Source organism: Sphaerisporangium cinnabarinum (genome assembly GCF_055567015.1).
The window spans coordinates 191,166-208,106 of record NZ_JBVHRG010000005.1 but is presented as its reverse complement, the minus strand read 5'-3'; the positions used below and the strand labels follow the sequence as shown (position 1 = coordinate 208,106).

Annotated in this window: 14 protein-coding genes; 10 read left to right on the top strand and 4 right to left on the bottom strand. The window is 74.1% G+C overall.

The features are described 5' to 3' along the window. Nucleotides 1–6 precede the first annotated feature (6 nt). From ACZ4MO_RS09650 to ACZ4MO_RS09630, 5 genes are all read left to right on the top strand, one after another. Entirely contained in the window at nt 7–1,980 is a 1,974-nt protein-coding gene (locus ACZ4MO_RS09650) for a DUF6541 family protein (protein ID WP_175009122.1), read from the top strand. Between the two features lie 112 nt (nt 1,981–2,092). Continuing rightward, complete coding sequence (glf, locus tag ACZ4MO_RS09645; RefSeq protein WP_034650576.1) at nt 2,093–3,280, top strand: UDP-galactopyranose mutase; 1,188 nt, start codon at nt 2,093–2,095, stop codon at nt 3,278–3,280. Next, the gene (locus ACZ4MO_RS09640) at nt 3,277–5,274 is read left to right on the top strand and encodes a glycosyltransferase (protein WP_255437260.1); all 1,998 of its coding nucleotides are present in this window, start codon (nt 3,277–3,279) and stop codon (nt 5,272–5,274) included. Before glf ends, ACZ4MO_RS09640 begins: the two co-directional genes overlap by 4 nt. After that, a complete protein-coding gene (locus ACZ4MO_RS09635; RefSeq protein ID WP_175009123.1) occupies nt 5,271–6,125 on the top strand; it encodes an ABC transporter permease in 855 nt (284 codons plus the stop codon). Before ACZ4MO_RS09640 ends, ACZ4MO_RS09635 begins: the two co-directional genes overlap by 4 nt. Further along, nucleotides 6,125–6,847 (top strand): ATP-binding cassette domain-containing protein, encoded by a 723-nt coding sequence (locus ACZ4MO_RS09630; protein ID WP_175009124.1) that lies wholly within the window; start codon nt 6,125–6,127, stop codon nt 6,845–6,847. Before ACZ4MO_RS09635 ends, ACZ4MO_RS09630 begins: the two co-directional genes overlap by 1 nt. A 35-nt stretch (nt 6,848–6,882) precedes the next feature. On the opposite strand, the gene ACZ4MO_RS09625 is transcribed toward ACZ4MO_RS09630, so the two are convergent. Beyond that, on the bottom strand, nt 6,883–7,671 hold the full coding sequence (locus ACZ4MO_RS09625; protein ID WP_175009125.1) for a TIGR03089 family protein: 789 nt from the start codon (nt 7,669–7,671) through the stop codon (nt 6,883–6,885). A gap of 292 nt (nt 7,672–7,963) precedes the next feature. Here ACZ4MO_RS09625 and ACZ4MO_RS09620 point away from each other — a divergent pair, with 292 nt between their 5' ends. The 3 genes from ACZ4MO_RS09620 to ACZ4MO_RS09610 all read left to right on the top strand — a co-directional run bounded on the left by ACZ4MO_RS09620 (nt 7,964) and on the right by ACZ4MO_RS09610 (nt 13,435). Beyond that, nucleotides 7,964–8,179, top strand: coding sequence for a WhiB family transcriptional regulator (locus ACZ4MO_RS09620; RefSeq protein WP_168210196.1), 216 nt, complete (start codon nt 7,964–7,966; stop codon nt 8,177–8,179). Nucleotides 8,180–8,312: 133 nt separating this feature from the next. Beyond that, on the top strand, nt 8,313–11,678 hold the full coding sequence (locus ACZ4MO_RS09615) for a glycosyltransferase (protein ID WP_175009126.1): 3,366 nt from the start codon (nt 8,313–8,315) through the stop codon (nt 11,676–11,678). A 5-nt stretch (nt 11,679–11,683) separates the two neighbouring features. Then, a complete protein-coding gene (locus tag ACZ4MO_RS09610; protein WP_175009127.1) occupies nt 11,684–13,435 on the top strand; it encodes a DUF5719 family protein in 1,752 nt (583 codons plus the stop codon). Between the two features lie 7 nt (nt 13,436–13,442). Here ACZ4MO_RS09610 and ACZ4MO_RS09605 read toward each other — a convergent pair whose 3' ends face one another. After that, nucleotides 13,443–14,021, bottom strand: coding sequence for a metallopeptidase family protein (locus ACZ4MO_RS09605; RefSeq protein WP_342779587.1), 579 nt, complete (start codon nt 14,019–14,021; stop codon nt 13,443–13,445). 146 nt (nt 14,022–14,167) lie between these two features. Between ACZ4MO_RS09605 and ACZ4MO_RS09600 the strand changes: the two genes are divergently transcribed. After that, nucleotides 14,168–14,521 carry a DUF3499 domain-containing protein gene (locus ACZ4MO_RS09600; protein ID WP_009863301.1) on the top strand — a complete coding sequence of 118 codons (354 nt, stop codon included), beginning with the start codon at nt 14,168–14,170 and terminating at the stop codon, nt 14,519–14,521. Nucleotide 14,522: 1 nt separating this feature from the next. Here ACZ4MO_RS09600 and ACZ4MO_RS09595 read toward each other — a convergent pair whose 3' ends face one another. Beyond that, nucleotides 14,523–15,140, bottom strand: a complete 618-nt coding sequence (locus ACZ4MO_RS09595; RefSeq protein WP_085387525.1) for a dTDP-4-dehydrorhamnose 3,5-epimerase family protein — start codon at nt 15,138–15,140, stop codon at nt 14,523–14,525. Between the two features lie 29 nt (nt 15,141–15,169). Here ACZ4MO_RS09595 and rfbD point away from each other — a divergent pair, with 29 nt between their 5' ends. Next, nucleotides 15,170–16,078: a dTDP-4-dehydrorhamnose reductase gene (rfbD, locus tag ACZ4MO_RS09590; protein ID WP_499278773.1), complete on the top strand. Its 909-nt coding sequence runs from the start codon at nt 15,170–15,172 to the stop codon at nt 16,076–16,078. Here rfbD and rfbA read toward each other — a convergent pair. Then, nucleotides 16,051–16,914, bottom strand: coding sequence for a glucose-1-phosphate thymidylyltransferase RfbA (rfbA, locus tag ACZ4MO_RS09585; protein ID WP_175009128.1), 864 nt, complete (start codon nt 16,912–16,914; stop codon nt 16,051–16,053). The genes rfbD and rfbA overlap by 28 nt on opposite strands. Nucleotides 16,915–16,941 lie beyond the last annotated feature (27 nt).

Sequence of the window (16,941 nt, the reverse complement as noted above, 5' to 3'; positions counted from 1 at the left end):
GCCTCGGTGAGCTGGTGGTCCGTCCTGGACGAGCTCGGGTGGGCGCTGCTGTTCCTGTTCGGGCCGGGCCTCGCCGTCGGCGCGGCGCTGGGCCTGCGGCGCGTCTGGCTGTTCGCTGCCGCCCCTGCGGTGAGCATCGCCGTGCTCGGCGCCGGCGCGGTGCTCCTGGAGCTCGTCGGGATGCCGTGGGGCCGGCTCGGTGCGCTCGTCGTCACGGTGGTCGTCCTGGTGTGCGTGCTGGGACTGCGCCGCCTGCTCGGCAGGCGTTGGCCGACCGACGCCCCCTCCCCGCCCTCGGCGCTGTGGACCCTCGTGGGTCTCGTCGTGTCCGCACCTCTCGCGGCGCTCCCCGTCAAGCGCGGCATGGTCGACCCGGGGATGCCCGCGCAGACCTGGGACACGCCCTTCCACGTGAACGCGGTGCGATGGATCCTGGAGACGGGTGACGGGTCGACGCTCCACCTCGGCGCGGTGTCGAGCAACCCGCAGATCGCGCGCTTCTACCCGGCCGGGTGGCACGATCTCGTCGCCCTCGTCGTCGGTGACTCGATCCCCGCCGCGGTGAACGTCACGGCCATCGTGGTGGCCGCGGTCGTCTGGCCGCTGGGTCTGGCCTGCCTCGTCGGCGCCGTCGTGCCGACGAGCCGCCTCGCGCCCGTCGTGGCGATGTGCCTCGGCGGCGCGTTCATCGCGTTCCCCGCGCGGATCCAGTCGGTCGGGACGCTCTGGCCCAACGCGCTCGCGTTCGCGCTCGTGCCGGTCGCGCTCGCCCTGACCGTCCGTCTGACGGGGATGCGACGTGCGGCGCTGCCGGGAGCCGACCCCGGCAGCAGGCCCGCGGTGCTCGTCGGGCTCGTGGCCGTGCTCGGCGGGGTGACCGTCTGCCACCCCAACGGGCTGCTGGCCTACGTGGTGCTCGGTGCTCCGCTGTGGGCGGCGACGTGGTGGCGTGCCGCGCGCGGATACCGCGAGTCCTCCCGGGTGGTGCGCTCGGTCGTCGTCGGGATCCCCGTGGCGGTCGTCGCGCTCGCCGTCGTCCTCGCGTTCTCCCCTCTCGTCCGGTCCGTGTCGTCGTACCGGCGTGAGCAGCTCGAGGGGCGTCTCGACGCCGTCCTCAGCGTCGTCACGGACTCCCAGCAGGGCGCCATGCTCTACGGCAACACCGACCGTGCCTGGTGGCTGCTCGGGCTCGTGATCCTCGGAGTCCTCACGACGTTCCTGCTGCGCCGAGGACGGTGGCTCACCGTGAGCCTCGTGATCGTCCTGGGGATGTACACGCTGACCGTGGCGCCGCTGCCCGCGCTGCAGTGGGTCGTCGGCCCGTGGTACTCGGACCCGCTGCGCATCGGGGCGCTCTGCGTGGTGGCGATGGCGCCGTTGACCGCCATCGGGCTGGTAGGAGTGGGTGAGGCGGTCCGTCGGGTTCTCCGAGGTCGCGGGGCAGGCCGGGCCGCGGTCGCGGCCGAGGTGGTGACCGCCGTGGCGCTCGTCGCCGTGATCCTCGGCAGCGGCTGGCTGCGTGCAGACGGGCGGCAGTGGATGTACGACCTCTACTACGCCGACCCCGAGGGTCGTTGGGGCCTGGTCACGCAGGACGAGCTCGCCATGATCGACCGCCTCGACGACGAGCTGCCCGACGACGCGGTCGTGCTCGGGTCGCCCTTCACCGGGGCGCCGTTCGTCTACGGGATCACCGGTCACGACGTCGTCTTCCCGCACATCAGCGGAAGCTGGGGGGCAGACGAGCTGCTGCTCGCGACGGAGCTCGACGCGAGGAGCGAGGTCGACGACGTCTGTGCAGCCCTGGACCGGATCGGCGTGACGCATCTCTACACGGACTCCCGGCCCTACTGGCCGGAGAACGAGAACCAGGTCCGCTACGAGGCTCTGCTCGAGGACCCCGAGGACCTGCCGCTCGGCCTCGAGCTCGTCGACGAGGGCGGTTCGGCGCGGGTGTACGCGATCACGTCCTGCGGGTAGTCCTCGCGCGTGAACGTTCCGTGTTGACCGTTCCCCGCGGCTCGCTGCGGGCATTCCCGGCCGTGCCGGTCACGTAGGCTGTCCCGGCCAGCGTGCTACCTAAGGAGATTGAGTGGACGCCGACCTTGTCGTTGTCGGTTCGGGTTTCTTCGGCCTGACCGTCGCGGAGCGGATCGCCGCAGAATTCGACCGGAAGGTCCTCGTGATCGACCGCCGGTCCCACATCGGTGGCAACGCCTACAGCGAGGCCGAGGAGTCGACCGGGATCGAGGTGCACCGCTACGGCGCGCACCTGTTCCACACGTCGAACGAACGGGTGTGGGAGTACGTCAACCGTTTCACGGCGTTCACGAGCTACGTCCACCGGGTGTACACCACGCACCGTGGCGAGGTCTTCCCGATGCCGATCAACCTCGGCACGATCAACCAGTTCTTCCGTTCGGCCCACGGGCCCGACGCCGCGCGCGCGCTCGTCAAGGAGCTGTCCGCGGAGCTCGGCGGCAAGAAGCCCGAGAACCTCGACGAGCAGGGGGTCTCCCTCATCGGGCGCCCGCTGTACGAGGCGTTCATCCGCGAGTACACGGCGAAGCAGTGGCAGACGGACCCGCGCGAGCTGCCCGCGTCGATCATCTCGCGCCTGCCGGTCCGGTACACGTACGACAACCGGTACTTCAACGACACGCACGAGGGACTGCCGGTCGACGGCTACACGGCGTGGCTCGAGCGCATGGCCGACCACAAGAACATCGAGGTGCGTCTGGGCGTCGACTTCTTCGACGAGTCGCAGCCGGTGAGCAAGGGCAACGTGGTGGGGAACGTCCCCGTCGTCTACACGGGTCCGGTCGACCGGTACTTCGACTACGCCGAGGGCGACCTGTCGTGGCGCACGCTCGACTTCGAGGAGGAGGTCCTCCCGGTCGGCGACTTCCAGGGCACCCCGGTGATGAACTACGCCGACGCGGACGTGCCGTACACGCGCATCCACGAGTTCCGGCACTTCCACCCCGAGAGGGACTACCCCACGGACAAGACCGTGATCATGCGGGAGTTCTCCCGCTTCGCCGACCGCGCCGACGAGCCGTACTACCCGGTCAACACGCCGGCGGACCGTGAGCGGCTCCTCAAGTACCGCGACCTCGCGGCGGGGGAGACGGACGTGATCTTCGGTGGCCGGCTGGGGACCTACAAGTACCTCGACATGCACATGGCCATCGGAGCCGCGCTCTCCGTGGTCGACAACAAGCTCGCGCCGCACTTCGGTGGGGGTACGCGAATCGAGAGCGGAGGGGTCGACGCGTGACGGCGACCGACGAGAAGCAGACGACGACGCAGAGCGAGACGATGCGGACGGTCCAGCGGGTCATCTTCCCCGTGGAGTCCGACTCCGACAGCCTGGCGCTCTACGTCGAGGCGGGGGAGGCGCGGCCGGCGCCGTCCAAGACGGACTTCGACTCCCTCCGCGCGGGAGCAGGTGCGGGTTCGGCGCCCCGGGCCTCCGAGTCCGTCCGCGCCCAGGACATCCGCAGCCGACTGTCGATGAGCGTCCGGGCGGGGCGTCGTGTCTCCTTCGGCAGCTACTTCAACGCGTTCCCCGCCGGGTACTGGCGCCGGTGGACCGTGGTGCGCTCCGTCCGGCTGACCGCCGAGCTCGTGGGCAACGGGAACCTCACCGTCTACCGCTCGAACGCCAAGGGCGCCCAGCACCGGGTGGAGTCGTTCCACGTGGAGGGGCGCCAGACGATCTCCGTGGACCTCCCGCTCGACCGCTTCGGCGACGGCGGGTGGTACTGGTTCGACCTCATCGGCGGCACGGAGCCCCTGTTGCTCGAGAGCGCGGTGTGGGAGGTCGAGGACGACGCGGCGCGGCACGGCCGGACGTCGCTCGGCATCACGACGTTCAACCGCCCGGACTTCTGCCTCGAGACCATCCGCAGCGTGGCCGAGAACGACTCCGTGCGCGCGCTCCTCGACGAGCTGATCATCGTCGACCAGGGGTCGCAGCGCGTCGAGGACGAGGACGGGTTCGCCGACGTGGCGGCCGCCATGGGCGACCAGCTGCGCATCATCAAGCAGGCCAACATCGGCGGGTCGGGCGGCTTCTCGCGCGCGATGTACGAGACCGTCACGGCCGGCCGCAGCGACTACGTGATCCTTCTCGACGACGACATCGTCCTCGAGCCGGAGAGCATCCTGCGGCTCGTGACGTTCGCGGACTTCACGCGGGTGCCGACGCTCGTCGGTGGGCACATGTTCGACATGTACAACCGTTCCGTCCTGCACACCTTCGGCGAGATCGTCGAGCCCTGGCGGATCCAGCCCGGCGTCCCGCACCCGGACATGGAGAACGGCCACGACTTCCGCGAGAGCGGGCTCCGGGCCACCTCGTGGCTGCACCGCCGCGCGGACGTGGACTACAACGGCTGGTGGATGTGCCTCATCCCCACCGAGGTGATCCGGACGATCGGCCTGTCGCTCCCGGTCTTCATCAAGTGGGACGACGCCGAGTACGGCCTGCGTGCGCGGGCGCACGGCTTCCCGACGGTCTCGCTCCCCGGGGCGGCCGTCTGGCACGTCTCGTGGGGGGACAAGGACGACCTCGTCGGGTGGCAGTCGTACTTCCACGAGCGCAACCGGCTCATCACGGCGCTGCTCTACTCCCTGTACGAACGAGGCGGGCGTGTGCTGCGCGAGTCCACGTACATGGACGTCAAGCACCTGATCTCGATGCAGTACTACACCGAGCAGGGGCGCATCCTCGCGATGCGGGACGTCCTCGCCGGGCCGGACGGCCTGCACGGCATGATCGGGACGAAGCTCCCGGAGATCCGTCGGCTCACGCAGGACTTCACGGACGCCCAGCTCAAGCCTGATCTCGACGAGTTCCCGGCGCCCGCGGCGGCGAAGCCCCGGAACAAGGGGCGCGGCGTCCAGATGCCGAGCCGCCTGATGCTGGGGCCGTGGGCGGCGAAGACCGTCGTCCGGCAGATCGCCAAGCCGGTCCCGGAGAACAAGCGGGAGCGTCCCGAGGCCGTCGTCCCGCACCAGGACGCGCGCTGGTGGCGCCTGTCGCAGTACGACTCCGCGATCGTCTCGAACGCCGAGGGCACCGGGGTCTCCTGGCACCGGAGGGACCCGCGGGTCGTGCGCACGATGCTCACCGAGGCCGTGAAGCTCCACGCGGAGCTCTTCGCGCGCTGGGGCGACCTGCGGACCGCCTACCGTGACGCGCTCCCGCGCATCACCTCCGTCGAGGCGTGGGAGAGGACCTTCTCCGACAACCCGCCGTCCTCGTGAACGCACCGGCTCCGCTCGTCGCCCCCGGGCAGGGGCGAGGTCTCCTCGACGTCCTCGACCGACGGTTCCTGCTCCGCCTGATCGTCCGGAAGGAGCTCCGGGTCCGCTACCGCGGGTCGGTGCTGGGGATGGCGTGGTCGTACGTGAAGCCGGCGACCCAGTTCGCCGTGTTCTTCGTGGCGATGGGCCTGTTCCTCCGGCTGGGCGACCAGATCGAGGACTACGCGGTCTACCTCTTCTCGGGCATCGTCGTCATCAACTTCTTCGGCGAGGGTTTCGGCAACGCGACGCGTTCCATCGTCTGGAACGCGCCGCTCGTGCGGAAGATCTACCTGCCGCGCGAGCTGTTCCCCGTCGCGTCGATCTACGTCTCGGCGGTGCACTTCTTCCCGCAGCTCGTCGTCCTGCTGGTCGGTACGGTGATCGCAGGGTGGAGGCCGAACCCGGCGGAGGTCGCGGCGGGGCTGCTGGGCCTGGTGATCATCGCGACGCTCGCGCTGGGTCTGGGGCTCCTGGCCGGTGCGATCAACGTCTTCTACCGGGACGCCGAGAACTTCGTCGACCTCATCGTGATGGTCGCCACGTGGGCGTCGCCGATCCTGTACAGCTGGGAGATGGTCCGGGACACGCTGCCCGGCTGGCTCTTCACCGTCTACCAGCTCAATCCCATCACCGCCGCCGTGGAGCTCTTCCACTACGCCTTCTGGTTCCCTGCCACGTCGCGCACCGCCGCGATGCCTCCGAACCTGTGGATGTGGGGATTCGTCGGCCTCGCCATCTCGGTCGTGGTCGTGTTCCTCGGGCAGTCCGTCTTCCGGCGCCTCGAGGGGCGCTTCGCGCAGGAGCTGTGATGACGTCGTCCATCGAGATCTCTCACGTCCAGAAGCGGTTCACGCTGCGGCACAACCGTTCCCTCAAGGAGCTGGCCGTCGCGATGGTCCGGGGCAAGGACCTGTCCGACACCTTCCTCGCGCTCGACGACGTCTCGCTCACCGTCGAGGAGGGCGAGACGGTCGCGCTGCTGGGGTTCAACGGCTCCGGCAAGTCGACGCTGCTCAAGCTCATCTCGGGCGTGCTGCAGCCCGACGCCGGCACGATCCGTACGCGGGGGCGGGTCGCCGGTCTCATCGAGGTCGGAGCGGGCTTCCACCCCGACCTCACCGGTCGCGAGAACGTCCTGCTGAACGGTGCGATCCTCGGCATGTCCGAGAAGCAGGTGGAGCAGCGGTTCGACGAGATCGTCGCGTTCAGCGAGATCGAGAAGTTCATCGACACCGAGGTGAAGTTCTACTCCTCCGGCATGTTCCTGCGGCTCGCGTTCGCCGTCGCGGTGCACTCCGACCCGGAGGTCTTCCTCATCGACGAGATCCTCGCGGTGGGGGACGAGCCGTTCCAGCGCAAGTGCCTCGACCGTGTCCGTCAGCTGCGCGACGAGGGCCGCACCCTCGTGATCGTCAGCCACGACCTCGACATGGTGGCCGACCTGTGCGACCGCGGCGTCCTCCTCGAGAAGGGTGTGGTCGTCGCGGACGGCGAGTCGCACGCCGTCGTGGAGAAGATGCGCGGCGACTGACGTCTCCGCCCGGTCCGTCGACCCGACCGAGCGGGTCAGCGGGTGACGCGCTCGGTCGACACGAGACGCTGGAGCCGCTGCTCGTCGGCCGACAGCATCCCGGCCGTGGCAGGGGAGACCACGACCGCGGACCCGTCGGCCGCCAGGAGGGCGAGGACCTCGCGCAGCCCGGAGGCGAGCGAGCCGCCCTCCAGCCCGACGAGTGCGCGCGGGCCCGGCCCGCCGTTCCCGGAGACGCCCGCAGGGGGCGGCACGAGGCTCTCGTGGCGGACGACGAGGGGGCCGTCCACGAGCGCGTCGAGCTCCCGGTCCGGCTCCGGCGCCCAGCCGAGCTGGTCCCCGTAGCTCATCACCGCCGAGGCGGCGTCGATCGCCCCCGTGGGCAGGGCGCCGTCGAACCGGCGCGCCAGGGCCGGCAGCGCCACGGCGACGAGCTCCGCGCCGGAACCCGTCCAGGCGTCGGGGCGGTGGGTGACGACGACCTCGGCGTGCGTGGAGCCCGGGTCGGTGGCATTCTCGTCGACCAGGACCACGGTGGCTCCCACGCGCCATGCAGCCAACGCCCAGATCAGCGTGCGCCAATGCACAGGAAGATCGAGAACGACACGCGTTCCGGGACCGGCGTCGAATTCCTCGACGAGCAGGTTCGTCGTCTTGTTGACCCAGTTCTCGAGCACCGCGCCGGAGAGCTCGACCCGTTCGCTGTCGTCCCCGTACCACGTGAGCCGGGGCCGGCCGGGGTCGCGCGTGACGAGTCGGAGCAGGTCAGCGACGTGGGCAGGACGGCCGCCGCGAGGGGCGGGGGTGTGGGGAGCGGGCACCATGGACACCACCCTAGGGTGTTGATATCGACACCCGAGATGTGGTGATTTCACCCTCGGCCTCCGCGGGGCTATCACATTTCGGCTTGACGCCCGCGGATGACACGCGTGTAATTTCTTCAATGCAGTTTCCTGCCTGGTTCTCGCTCGAGGCCCGGCGAACGGCATGAAGGGGCGAGCAATGTGGAACATGCTGGACGGGACGGGCGGGGTCTTCCCCACCGACGCTGAGCGAGAGGTGGAGCGCGTGGCACCGGTGCTGCCGCTCTTCGGTGAGCCGGTCGACGACTCGCTCATGGGGTGGCAGGAGCGCGCGCTGTGCGCTCAGACGGACCCGGAGGCCTTCTTCCCGGAGAAGGGCGGGTCCACGCGCGAGGCGAAGAAGGTCTGCACGGGCTGCGAGGTCCGCGCGGAGTGCCTGGAGTACGCGCTCGAGCACGACGAACGCTTCGGCATCTGGGGCGGTCTGTCGGAGCGGGAGCGCCGCAAGCTCAAGCGCCGCGTCGTCTGACGCCCGGGGCACGTCGCGGAGTGCTCCTCGGCGCCGCCGACGGGTGCCGTCGTGACGGGTGCCCGACACCCGCCACACCGGGGCCGCGCAAATGCCGCGCCTGGAGCCGTGTCCGTCGCATGATCGACGGGACATGACTTCCTCCGACCTCACCACGTCCGCGCGCAGCGCCCGTCCCGGCGACGTCACGCCGGGGGCCGCCGCGCGCGCCGCCGCCGTGCCGGGCGTCGTCGCGGCACCCGGGATCGTCGCCGCCGTCACGGGCGCGCTGCCCGTCGTGACCACGGTCACGGCGGTGGTCGTGACCCGCGGCCGCACCCCGTTCCTCGCCCACACCCTCGCGGCGCTGCGCGCCCAGACGGCGAGCCCCCACGAGGTGGTCGTCGTCGACGCCGCGACCGGCGACGCGAGCAGCGAGCACCAGGGCCTGCAGCTCGGGGACGCGCGCTTCGTCGCCGCCCCGCGCGCCCGCTCGTTCGGTGACGCGGTCGACACGGCGCTCGCGAACGTCGAGCCGGGCACGTGGCTCTGGCTCCTGCACGACGACTCGGCACCCGCGCCCGACGCGCTCGCCGAGCTGCTGCGCGCCGTCGAGCACTCGAGCGCGGTCGCGGTGGCCGGCCCCAAGCAGGAGCGCTGGGTGCCCGGCACCGACGCCCAGCCCGCGGCGCCGTTCGAGCCGGGCACGGTCAGCCGCCTCGTCGAGGTGGGCGTGACCACGACCCCGCTGGGGCGCCGGCTGACCGGCATCGACGAGGACGAGGTCGACCAGGGGCAGCACGACGCGCGCGAGGACGTGCTCGCCGTCGGGCTGGCCGGGGCGCTCGTCCGGCGGACCGTGTGGCAGGAGCTCGGCGGGACCGACCCCGAGCTCGGCCCGTTCGGCGACGGCCTCGACCTGTGCCGACGGGCGCGCCTCGCGGGGCACCGGGTCGTCGTCGTCCCGTCGGCCGTGGTGCGGCACGCGCAGGCCTCCCTGCTCGGGCTGCGCGAGCGCCGGCGCGGGACGACGGCGCTCCCCGCGCCGGACCCCGACGCGTCGTCGGCGGCGCGCCGCCACTCCCAGCTCCACGCGCGGCTCGTCGGCGTCGCGGCACCGTGGCTCCCGTTCGTCGCGCTCGCGATGGTCGTCGGCGCACCGTTCCACGCCGCGTTCCGGCTGCTCGTCAAGCAGCCCGGGCAGGCCCGGGACGAGCTGCTCGCGCCACTGTGGGCGCTCGTGCGGGTCGGTCCGGTCGTCCGGGCGCGTCGCGTGGCACGGCGGACCCGCCGGCTCCCGCGCCGGGCGCTGCGCCCGCTGCGCGGCACGTGGCGCGAGGTGCTCGCCGAGCGGCGCGACCGGCGGCTCGCACGCGCCGAGCAGCGGCGCACCGCGTGGGCGCCCACCGACATCGAGCGGCGCGAGCTCCGCGCTCTCGCGGTGCGGCGTCGGGCGGGGCTCGCGGGGGCCGTCGTCGTGCTGGCGGGCTTCACCGCCGTCGTCTTCGGGCCGTTGGCGGGGGCTCTCCTCGCGGGCGGGCGGCTCGTCGGCGGCTCGCTGCTCCCGGCCACCGGGACGCTCGGCGACGTGTGGCGCGCGGCGACGACGGGCTGGGTCAGCACGGGGCTCGGCGCGCCCGCGCCGGCGGACCCCTTCGTGTCCGCGCTCGTCCCCGCGTCGCTGCTCGCCGGCGGCGCCACGCAGACCGCCGTGAACCTGCTCGTCCCCGCGTGCTTCCTCGCCGCGGGCCTGGGCGCGTGGTTCGCCGCGGGCGCGGTCACGCGCTCCGTGCCGCTCCGCGCCTGGGCGACCCTCGTCTGGGTGGCTGCTCCCGCGCTCCTCACGGCCGTGGGCGCCGGCCGGGTCGGCGCCGTCCTCGTGCACGCCACGCTCCCGTGGCTCGCGCTCGCGGTCGTCCGCGCGCTCGGGCTCCAGCGGCTCGACGTCGTCGCGCCCCCGACGCAGGACGTCGTCCGCCGCGCCGTACGCCGCGAGCCGGGCTCGCTCGCCGCCGCCGCCACCGCGGGCCTGCTGCTCGCGGTCGCCGTCGCGGGGGCGCCCGTGCTCCTGCCCGTCGGCGTGGTCGTGCTCGTCGTCGTGGCGCTCGGGGCCCGGGCGCACCGGCGCTACCTCGCCCTCGTCCCGGTGCCGTCCCTCGTGCTCTTCGCCCCGTTCCTCGTCCACGTGGCCCGCACGGCGGGCGACGGCGGGTGGCGGCTGCTGCTCGCCGACCCGGGGGCGCCGGTCGCGGCGACGCCGGCCGCGCCGTGGCAGCAGCTCCTGGGGCTGCCGACCGCGCCCGAGGCGTGGTTCGGGCTCGACGGGGGCGGAGCCGCCGACCTCCTGGCGCGCTGGGCCCCGTTCGCCGCCGGTGCGGTCGTCGTGGTGCTCGCCGTCCTCGCGGTGCTGCGCGGCCGTCGTCTGGCCGTGGGGGCGTGGTTCGTCGCGGCGCTCGGGCTGGCCGCGGCCGTCCTCGCCGGGTCGACCGTGGTGGCCACCGGGACGACGCCCGACGCCCCGGTCACGGGCTGGCCGGGCGCCGGCCTGTCGCTCGCTCTCCTCGCCCTCCTCGGTGCCGCGCTCGTGGGCGTCCCCCGGTGGCCCGGGGCCGGGGCCCCGGCCTGGCGCTCGGGAACCGTCGTCGCGCTCGCCCTGGTCGTCACGCTGCTCCCGCTGGGGGCGGCGGCGTCGTGGACCGTGGGCGTGCTCGACCGCGACGACGCCCGGGTCGGGGCGGTCGTGGCCACGACGGAGCCGGTGGTGCCGCCGGTCGGCCGCCAGATGCAGTCGTCGCCGCGCCAGGCGCGCGTGCTCACGCTCGAGCTCGGCCCCGGCGACGTCGTGGAGTACGCGGCGCTGCGCTCGGACGGCCCGCAGGCGGTCGACTCGTCGACCGTCGTGCACGCGTGGCAGGCGGCCGACCCCGCGGTGACCGAGGGCGAGCTGCCCCGGCTCGTCGCGGAGCTCGTCTCCGGGACGTCGGCGGACGTCGCGGGCGGCCTCGGACGACTCGGCGTCGGGGCCGTGCTCCTGCCGGCGTCCGCGCCGGAGGACCAGGCGCGGGCCGAGCTCGTCGCCCGGCTCGACATGGTTCCCGGGCTCGAGCGCATGACGGAGGGCCGCTCGGCGCTCCTCTGGCGCGTCGTCCCCGAGGGTGGGGAGCCCTCGTGGGCGCGTGTCGAGTCCGGCGCGGGCGTCGAGCCGCTGGCCGCGGACCGCGAGGCGCTGCGGCCCGTCGTCACGACGGTGCCCGAGGGGCCCGAGGACCGGCAGGTCGTCCTCGCGGAGGACGCGTCGTCCGGGTGGCGCGCGACGCTCGACGGCCGCCCGCTGGAGGCGGCCGACCCGGCGACGACGGGCGGGCTGCAGGCTTTCGCCCTCGGGGCCGACGCCGGGCGGCTCGAGGTGTACCACGCCGCGGACCACCGGTCCGGCTGGATGGCGGCGGCGGGCGTGACCCTGGTCGTGTACGTGCTGCTCGCGGTGCCGGTCCGGCGCCGTCGCGCGGGAACGAGGTAGGAACGGTGTCGACGACGAACGGGACGAGCCCCGACGAGGCTCGGGAGACGGACGCGCGCCCTGGCCGCGCCCGGGCGGTGGTGCGCCGTGTCACGACGACGGGCGCCGGGCTGGTCGGCGTCCTGGCGGTGGGCGCGGTCGTCGTGCTCGGGAGCACGGGCGCGGCGCTCCTGCCCGCGGCCCCGGCCCCGGCGGACGCGGTCGAGGAGGTCACGGTCGAGCCCGCCCAGGAGGTCTCGGTCTGCCCGGGCCCGGCGCGGCTCACCGACCCCGAGACGGTCGGTGACGCGCAGTTCGGTCCCGCCCCGGTCGGTACGTCCAGCAGGCTGCGGGCCGTCGTCGAGGGCGACGGGACCGCTGGGCTCGGCGTGCTCGACGGCGGCGAACCCGAGGAGCAGGAGCTCGCGCCCGGGCCGGGCGCCGAGGTCACCGTGGGCGACGTCGAGGACCCGGAGCACGGCAGCGTCCTGACGGTGCGCCCCGCCCAGGACGCGTCCCCCCGCGTGGCCGCGTCCGTCGGCTCCGTGACGACGGAGGGAGACCTGCGCGGTCTCGCCGCGGCGAGCTGCTCGCGGCCGGGCATCAGCCAGTGGCTCGTCGGCGGGAGCACCGAGATCGGGAGCAGCTCGCAGCTCGTGCTCCAGAACCCCGGTCTCACGCCCGCCGTCGTCCAGGTCCAGGTCTGGGGACAGGGGGGCGAGGTCGTGCTCTCCGGCGGCGGCCAGCAGCTCGTCGGGCCGGGGCAGGAGGTCGTGACCCTGGTCGAGGCCGCGGCCCCCGAGCAGCGTCGCCTGGTCGTCCACGTGGCGGCGTCGGGCGGCCTCGTGTCGGCGTACCTGCAGCACTCGACGCTCGACGGGCTCGTGCCGCTCGGCGTCGACCACGTGGTCCCGGGCGCGGAGCCGACGACGGACCTCGCGCTGGTGGGCGTCGAGAGCGTCGGCGAGGCGGTCGACGACCCGCACGCGCCGCAGCTGCGCCTGCTCGCCCCGGGCGACGAGGCGGGGACCGCGCGCGTCACCGTCTACGGCGAGGACGGCGCTGTGCCGCTGCGCGGGGCCGAGGAGGTCGAGATCACGCCCGGCGTCGTGACGGACCTCTCGCTCGGCGGTCTGCCCGCGGGCGCGTACGCGGTCTCCGTGCACGCCGACGTCCCCGTCGTCGGCGGCGCGTCCGTCGACCGGCGCGGGGAGCCGGACCCCGACCTGCTCCACGAGGAGCGGCAGTACGACCGCGCCTGGCTCGCGGCACGACCGCTGCCGCCCGTGGAGGACACGGACCCCGTCGACGAGAGCACCGGATCCACGGACGCCGCGTCCCGGGCCGGCCAGGTGGCCCTCGTGCCGGGCACGTCCTCCGCGCTCACGCTCGCGGCCGTCCCCGCGGCCCACGCCGACGAGGACGCCGACGAGCCGGCGGGCTCGCTCGAGCTCCTCGTCCGTGTCTACGACGAGAGCGGGACGGAGGCGGGCACCACGACCTTGACCCTCCGTGCGGGCACGACGCAGACGCTCGACCCGGCGACGGTCCGGGCGGAGGGGTCCGAGGCCGTCCCCGCGGCGGTGACGGTCGACGTCGTCGGCGACGGCGACGGCCTGCTCCCCGTCTGGTCGCTGACGGCGAGCGCAGGCTCGCCGAGCGGCGACGACGGCGACGGTGCGCCGAGCCTCTTCTCGGTGCTCCTGCCCGTCACGGACGCCCCGGCTGCGCACGAGGTCGCGGTCCGCGCGTCGGACACGGCCGGGCTCGGACGCTAGGCGACGGTCAGCGGTCGCCCGTGTAGCGCGGGTCGATCTCCTCGGGGGTGCGCGCCAGCAGGTGCGCGACCTGCTCGACGAGCACGTCGCGGACGAGGTCCTCGAGGTCCTCGGCGTCGAACGCGCGCGCCTCGACGGGCCGGCGGTAGACCACGATGCGTGCAGGCTGGCCCGACTCGGCGGGGAAGCACCGGCCGAGCGGCACGCCGCCGTCCTCCCACGGCGCCGGGTCCGACGGCGGCACGTCCTCCACCGCGAACTCCGTCCCGCGCAGCTGCTTCGCCCACGAGCGCTGCACGCGCTCCACGACGTCGAGCACGACGTCGTCGAACTTCTCCGCGCGCGTCCGGTTCGCGGGTGCCGTCGGCGGGAGGAGGGGGCCGCGGATGCCGCGGCCCCGGCGGTCGCGGCGTCGCGGCACCGGGCCGTGGCCGCCCGGCCCCGGGGCGCGCGGCGGGATGACGAGCTCGTCGAACGAGACCGGGGGAGGGGTGACGGCGCTGCGTCGCGACCAGCGGTCACGGGCCCGGCGCCCTGCGCCGGCCGGGTCGGGGCGCGAGCCGGGGGACGGAGAGTTGCCACGCACACCACGACTCTAGTCGGCCGTCGCCCGGCGCACCGGGGCTCGCCGGGCCCTCCCACGAACCCGGCCGGGACCAGCCACGGCCCGGCGCGGGGCGCGGACGGCGTGTGGCGTCTCCAGGACCGCTCGGGAAGGCGTAAGGTCAGGCCGTGAGATCCGTCAGGCAGTGCTCGCGCACGGCGTGCGTCCGTGCCGCCGTCGCGACCCTCACCTACGTCTACGCCGACTCCACGGCGGTCCTGGGCCCGCTCGCGCACCTCGCCGAGCCGCACAGCTACGACCTGTGTGCCGAGCACGCGGAGCGGCTCACCGCACCGCGCGGCTGGGAGGTCGTGCGCCTGTCGCCGCAGTTCGTCGAGACCGGTCCCAGCGACGACGACCTCTCCGCGCTCGCCGACGCCGTCCGCGAGGCGGGCAAGGTCCGCACCGAGCCGGAGCCGCCGGACGTCACCGAGGTCGGACGCCGAGGGCACCTGCGGGTCCTGCGCGCCGAGGCCGACTGACCTACCCCTGCAGCGTCCGGACGAACGCGGCGACCTCGTCCGCGCGGGGGAGGGATCCCGCCGCGAGCGCCTCCCGCAGGGACGGCGCCGCCGCGTCCTTCGCGGAGAACGACGGCACGAGGGCGCGCCCGTCCGGACCGGTGGTCGGCCACTCGATGGCGAGCTCGGGGTCGGTCGGGTCGACGCCGTGCTCCCGCTCGGGGGCGTACCCGCTCGAGCACAGGTAGACGACGGTCGCGCCGTCCTCGAGCGCCATGAACGCGTGCCCCACGCCCTCGGGGAGGAACACGGCGCGGCGCTCGCGGGCGTCCAGCAGGACCGCGTCCCAGCGCCCGAAGGTGGGCGACCCGACGCGGAGGTCGACCACGACGTCGAGCACGGAACCCGTGACGCAGGTCACGTACTTCGCCTGCCCGGGCGGGACGTCGGCGTAGTGGATCCCGCGCACGACGCCGGCCCTCGACACGGAGGCGTTCGCCTGGGCGAGGTCGAGGTCGCGCCCGGTCGCCTCGCGCAGGGCCGCCGCGGTGAACCACTCGAGGAAGACGCCCCGGTCGTCGGCGTGCTGGCGCGGCAGCAGCTCCCACGCGCCGGGGACGGTGAGCTCGCGGACGTTCATGGTGCTCCTCGGTAGGGTGCCGTGCGGAGGTGGTCGTGGTGCGGTGGGCGGTGACAGGGGCCGGCGGGATGCTCGGGGCCGAGGTGGTGGCGCTGCTGCGCGCCGGCGGGGAGCCCGTGCGCGCGCTCGACCGCGCGGCGCTCGACGTCACGGACGGGGACGCCGTCGCGCGCGCGCTCGCCGGCGCGGACGTCGTGGTGAGCTGCGCGGCGTACACGGCCGTCGACGCCGCCGAGACGGACGAGGCGACGGCCTTCGCCGTCAACGCCGTCGGGGCCCAGCACGTCGCGCGCGCGGCGGCTCGCCACGGGGCCCGGCTCGTGCACGTGTCGACGGACTACGTCTTCGACGGCGGGCCCGCGGTCGTCGGGGTCCCGTACGCCGAGGACGCGCCGCTGGCGCCGCGGTCCGCGTACGGCCGGACGAAGGCCGCCGGGGAGTGGGCGGTGCTGACCGAGCACCCGGACGCTCTCGTGGTCCGCACGGCGTGGCTCTACGGCGCCCACGGCGTGTGCTTCCCGCGGACGATCGCGCGGGTGGCGCGCGAGCGCGGAGCGCTCGAGGTCGTCGACGACCAGGTGGGACAGCCGACGTGGGCGCGGGACCTCGCCGACCTCGTCGTGCGGCTGGTGCGGTCCGCGGCGCCGGGCGGCGTCTACCACGGCACCTCGCAGGGGCAGGCCTCCTGGTGGGACCTGGCCCGCGAGGTCGTCGCCGCGGCCGGGCTCGACCCGGCGATCGTCCGCCCCGTCCCCAGCGTCGCGTCCGCGCGCCCTGCGCCGCGGCCCGCGTGGTCCGTGCTCGGTCACGAGGCGCTGCGCCGGGCCGGCGTCGAGCCCGTCGGCGGCTGGCGCGAGCGCTGGGTCGTCGCGGCGGCCGACGTGCTCGCCGGAGCCTCGGCCCCGGGCGCTCACGCGTCGAGCAGCGACAGCAGGTAGCCGCCGTAGCGCGACCGCCCCAGCGCGGCCGCACGCTCGCGCAGACCGTCGTCGTCGAGGAACCCGCGGCGCCACGCGACCTCTTCGGGGGCCCCGATCTTCAGGCCCTGCCGGTTCTCGATCGTGCGGACGAAGTCGCTCGCGTCGAGGAGCGAGTCGACCGTCCCGGTGTCGAGCCAGGCGGTCCCGCGCGGCAGGACCTCGACCTGGAGCCGGCCCTCGCGCAGGTAGTGCAGGTTGACGTCCGTGATCTCGTACTCGCCGCGCGCCGAGGGCCGGAGCGAGCGGGCGACGTCGACGACGTCCGCCGAGTAGAAGTACAGGCCAGGCACCGCGTAGCTGCTGCGCGGGTGCGCAGGCTTCTCCTCGATGCTGAGGGCGCGTCCCGACCCGTCGAACTCGACCACGCCGTACGCCGTCGGGTCCGAGACGCGGTACGCGAAGACGGCGCCGCCGTCGATCTCGGCGAACCGCTGGAGCCGGTCGCCGAGGCCGGGCCCGTAGAAGATGTTGTCGCCGAGGACGAGCGCGGCGGAGTCCCCGTCGAGGAAGTCTGCGCCGAGCACGAACGCCTGGGCGAGCCCGTTCGGCTCCGCCTGCACCGCGTAGGAGATCGAGATGCCGAACTGCGAGCCGTCGCCGAGCAGGCGCGTGAACGCGTCGGCGTCGTGCGGCGTCGTGATGACGAGCACGTCCCGAACCCCGGCCAGCAGCAGCGTGGAGAGCGGGTAGTACACCATCGGCTTGTCGTAGACGGGCAGGAGCTGCTTGCTCACCCCGAGCGTGATCGGGTGCAGGCGCGTGCCCGCGCCCCCTGCCAGGACGATCCCCTTCATCCCGGCAGGCTCTCACGACAGCACCAT